Source organism: Zoogloea sp., from assembly GCF_028689785.1.
Taxonomy (GTDB): Bacteria; Pseudomonadota; Gammaproteobacteria; order Burkholderiales; family Rhodocyclaceae; genus Zoogloea.
Genome location: NZ_JAQVCN010000120.1, coordinates 1 through 4,218, shown reverse-complemented (window position 1 = coordinate 4,218; position 4,218 = coordinate 1). Strand labels below are relative to the sequence as shown.

Genomic DNA, 4,218 nt, shown 5'->3' with positions numbered 1-4,218 from the left:
AACCCCCGTTGCGCCCTGCCAGTCATCGGCGGGGCGCCAACCGGACCAAACCCCATGAACCTCCTGTCTGTCACACTCGGCCGCATCGCACCCAGCTTTCGCACGCTGGCTGAGTGGGCCGACATCTACACGCCCGGCCTGTTGGAGCGTCAGGTGTGCAAGAAGACGCTCCAGAATCGGCAGTGCCACGTCCGCCGGATAGTCGAGGCACTGGGGAGCAAGCGCATCGGCGCGATCAAGCCGCACGAAATCAGCAGCCTGATTGCCCGTGTCGGAAAGCAACACCCGGTTGCAGCAAAGCGGACGTTGATCGAGATCCGATCCATGCTCGACGAGGCTGTGAACAATGGATGGCTGACAACGAACCCGGCAAAGGCTGTGAGGGTGCCGCGTGTCGTGGTGCGCCGCCGTCGTTTGTCTCTGTCGGAGTGGCAGCGCATCTACGCCCACGCAAAAGAGCACAGCCCGCCGTGGGTGCATCGCATGATCCGGCTCGCCCTGGTGACGGGACAGCGCCGGTCAGATCTGGTCAAGATGAAATTCTCCGACGTGTGGGCGCACGACAACGGGCGGGAGTACCTGCACATCACCCAGGCCAAGACGGGCGCGCGGGTCGCCATCCCGCTGGATCTGCGCTTGGATTCGGTCGGGCTGTCGGTGCGCGACGTGATTGAGGACTGCCGGGGCTACGCAAAGGCTGGCGACGAGCACCTGATCCGCAAGACGACCGGGCAGCCGCCGTGTGTCGAGTCGATGTCGTGGCGATTCGAGGAGGCCCGTGAAGCTGTGCTGCCGGACGAAGAGGGCGACATGAGCCCGCCATCGCTGCACGAGTGCCGGTCGCTGTCGGCCCGCGAGTACAAAAAGCAAGGGCTCGACACGCAAACCCTGCTGGGCCACGCGAAAGCATCGATGACAGACCTCTATCACAACGATCGAGGTCTTGACGCAAGGGATGGCGCATGGAAAGTCCTGGAATTGTGAGAGCTGCATGAGCTTTCCGGTTTGTAAAAAACAGTTTCGCACCCCGTAGGGTTACCCACCTCGCAAGCCCTGCGCGATCCTGCTGGCACTTGCTTTCAAGAGGTGCCAGACATGCCCGAACCCGCTTCAACATCCGTCACCGCAGCGAGCGTGTCCGCGACGGTGCTTTTCGTCTCCATGCTCGGCCCCCAGGCCGGCCCCTGGGCGCTGATCATCGTCGCGTCGATTGGCGGCGGCCTCTGGCCCCTGTCGGGCTCCCGCACTAGAGGCGACGGCAAAGCAATCATGCTGCTCCTGCGCTGCACGCTGCTGGCGATCTTCTTCACGGGCGTGATCGCGAGCTATCTCGAGTCGTCCTACGGACTGCCCATTTCCGACTGGCTGGCCATTGTCGCCCTGGTGATCGGTGCGATGGGAAACGGCTGGCGTGCGTTCTTCGCGGGCTTCTCCGGGCTTATGGGCGGGGCGGCAGCGGCGGTCTTCAGGCGGCGCGACGGGGGCAACGACGACGGGGGCGAACAGAAATGATCGCTCAACTTATGCTCGTGGCCCATCTGCTGATGTGCCTCTACGTCTTTTGGTCGGTCTTCCTGCGTGCCAGGTGGCTGGATGACCGGGCACAGCTCGGCATTCGGCTGGTGTTCTGCTTCCTGGGATGCGTCGCGCTCCTCGGGCTGGCCTGGCCGATTGCACGGCCGTGGGCGCCCGATCTGTGGTCGATGGCGCTGCTGGCCGCTGTGTGCCTGGTGCAGAGCGTGACGGCCGAGAAGTGGCGCCACGGGGTTCCAGAACAGTTCCTGCGGTGCAGCTATGCGCCCGAGGGGCGGAAGAGGGAGGTGGTTCAGTGAAGGCGATCTTCGAGCTGTTGGTTTCGGTCTTCCGTGCTGTCGGCGCGGTGGCTTCCGTGCTTCGCTTCCTTTCCCGGAGAAGGCCATGAACTTCGATACTGCATTCGAGCGACTCATCGGGCATGAGGGCGGCTATGTGGATCACCCCAAAGACCCCGGCGGCGCCACCCGCTTCGGCGTGACCGTGCATGTTGCGCGCGCCCACGGATACACCGGCCACATGCGCGACTTCCCGCTCGACTTCGCCAAGCAGATCTACCGCAAGACCTATTGGGACGCAGTGCGCGCTGACGATTGCCCGGCAGCTCTGCGCTTCGACCTGTTCGACGCTGCGGTGAATTCCGGGCCGCTGCAGGCGATCAAATGGATGCAGCGAGCCGTGGGCGTCACTGACGACGGAAAGATCGGGCCGAAGACCTTGCTTGCGCTCAAAATGACCGATGGCGCGGCTGCGGTAGCGAAGTTCAACGGGCACAGCCGGGCGATGGCGGCGGGTTCGGCTTTGACGTGGTATTCCGTCTCTGATTCCTTCTTGTCCAACTCCCGCAGGCCGGGGAGATTCAGGATGCCGCTCATGGCTACCGCTTCATGCAATGAAAGGTCGAGATTGTAGTCTTGTCATAATCTTTTGAAAAACGTCTTGACTTTATTCTGACAAACGACTAGACTTAAATCATTGGTTGAATCTCGAAACAATTACCGAAAAGAGGCTGAAATGACCACTCATCAACTGCTGACCCATATTACCTTGACCGGGGTAGATGACCACACGAACCTCGCTGAGCTTGCTAACCTATCGGAGCGTTTTCCGTTAGTCGAATGGGGGTTCCTCTACTCACCAAAGCGGCAGGGCCATGGCGGGCGTTATCCTTCCGTTGCCACATTGCTCAATGCCTTCCGTACGCTTCCGGATACCGTTCGGGTTGCGCTTCATGTCTGCGGTGCCGGAGTGCCAAACTTGTTGGCCAATGAGGCTGAAGTCACGGGGTTGGTAGAAGCCGTTGCTGCCCGAGGTGGCCGGGTTCAGCTCAACTTTAGCCAGTCTCAGGACGGCATTGACCTGGATGCGCTTTCGACTCTACTTGACCGTTACCCTTCGCTAAAGGTCATCACCCAGCACAACGACGCCAATGAAGGCGTATGGAAGCGCCTGTGTGGACATGCCAATTATGTTGCGCTGTTCGATTCATCGGGTGGCCGAGGTGTTGAGCGTAGCGCCTGGCCTGCGCCGTTGCATGGCATTCACTGTGGCTACGCTGGAGGTTTGGGGCCAGATAATCTGGCGATGGAATTGACGCGCATTCGAGCGGCGGCCAGCGGTCATCCGCACTGGATTGACATGGAGGGCAAGCTGCGTACCGAGGATGACACCTTTGACCTTCAACGGGCAGAAGCCTGCTTGCTGGAAGCTATGATTTCCCTTTGTCTGGATTGGATGTCACCGGAGGAAGTGCGTGCGGCGGTTCGTTTCTGCGAAACCTGTGATGACGACGAAGGCTACGATGTTCCACGAGCTATGATGAAGCGACTTGAAGCATTGGGCCTGGTGGCGGACAAGAAGTTTGGCCGGTTCGAGCAAACCAGTCTGCTGCTTGACATTCGAGAAGCCTTGGAAGCCGAAATTACGGCGGCTTCTTAATGGTTGGCGGAAAGCGTGAAGGAGCCGGGCGGAAACCGGCTCCGGAGCACCTGAAGAAAGTGCCGTTCAACACCAAGTTACCGAAATGGCTGCGGGACTGGCTCACCTCGCCTGAGCGAGACAAAAGCGGCCCTGTGTTGATTGAGGAAGCTTTGAGTCAGGTGCATAAATTGAAGCCGCCCACCAAAACTTCCGGAGAGTGAAATTGAATCAGGGTTTCGTCAAAACCGTAAACCCACCAGTTTTTCCGGATACCCCAAAAAGCAAGGGCTCGACACGCAAACCCTGCTGGGCCACGCGAAAGCATCGATGACAGACCTCTATCACAACGATCGAGGTCTTGACGCAAGGGATGGCGCATGGAAAGTCCTGGAATTGTGAGAGCTGCATGAGCTTTCTGGTTTGCAAAAAACTGTTTCTCACCCCGTAGGGTTAAGCCAATTGGAAATGATCCTCCATGCTCCCGGCAAATCGAATCTACGAGGTGCCAGACATGCCCGAACCCACAACCACAACCGGGGCAGCAGCCGTAGCGGGCGGACTAATCACCGTGGCCGGCATTGCCACCGGACTCCCTTCGGACCTGATTCTGCCGAGTTTCGTCGGCGCGCTGTGGGCGCTGCGCTTCCCCGCCGCTTTTCTGATCGGGTGGGGCGGCCTCACATTGCTGTTGCGTCGTGTGGAGCGCTGGATGGGGGAGAACTCAAAATGATGGGCCCGATCCTGCTCCTGCAGCTCTTTGCTGCG

6 protein-coding genes are annotated in these 4,218 nt (G+C 60.0%); all 6 read left to right on the top strand.

Translation table 11 applies throughout. From position 1 onward, the window contains the following. The first annotated feature begins 54 nt into the window (after positions 1-54). The 6 genes from PHI64_RS23425 (at position 55) to PHI64_RS23400 (ending at position 4,183) form a co-directional block, all read left to right on the top strand. Complete coding sequence (locus PHI64_RS23425) at positions 55-984, top strand: tyrosine-type recombinase/integrase (RefSeq protein WP_299888812.1); 930 nt, start codon at positions 55-57, stop codon at positions 982-984. Between the two features lie 111 nt (positions 985-1,095). After that, the gene (locus PHI64_RS23420; protein ID WP_299888810.1) at positions 1,096-1,512 is read left to right on the top strand and encodes a hypothetical protein; all 417 of its coding nucleotides are present in this window, start codon (positions 1,096-1,098) and stop codon (positions 1,510-1,512) included. Continuing rightward, positions 1,509-1,832: a hypothetical protein gene (locus PHI64_RS23415; protein WP_299888807.1), complete on the top strand. Its 324-nt coding sequence runs from the start codon at positions 1,509-1,511 to the stop codon at positions 1,830-1,832. Before PHI64_RS23420 ends, PHI64_RS23415 begins: the two co-directional genes overlap by 4 nt. Positions 1,833-1,917: 85 nt before the next feature. After that, entirely contained in the window at positions 1,918-2,445 is a 528-nt protein-coding gene (locus tag PHI64_RS23410) for a glycosyl hydrolase 108 family protein (protein ID WP_299888804.1), read from the top strand. A gap of 102 nt (positions 2,446-2,547) precedes the next feature. Then, positions 2,548-3,471 (top strand): hypothetical protein, encoded by a 924-nt coding sequence (locus PHI64_RS23405; protein WP_299888799.1) that lies wholly within the window; start codon positions 2,548-2,550, stop codon positions 3,469-3,471. A gap of 493 nt (positions 3,472-3,964) precedes the next feature. Beyond that, positions 3,965-4,183 (top strand): hypothetical protein, encoded by a 219-nt coding sequence (locus PHI64_RS23400; protein WP_299888796.1) that lies wholly within the window; start codon positions 3,965-3,967, stop codon positions 4,181-4,183. Positions 4,184-4,218 lie beyond the last annotated feature (35 nt).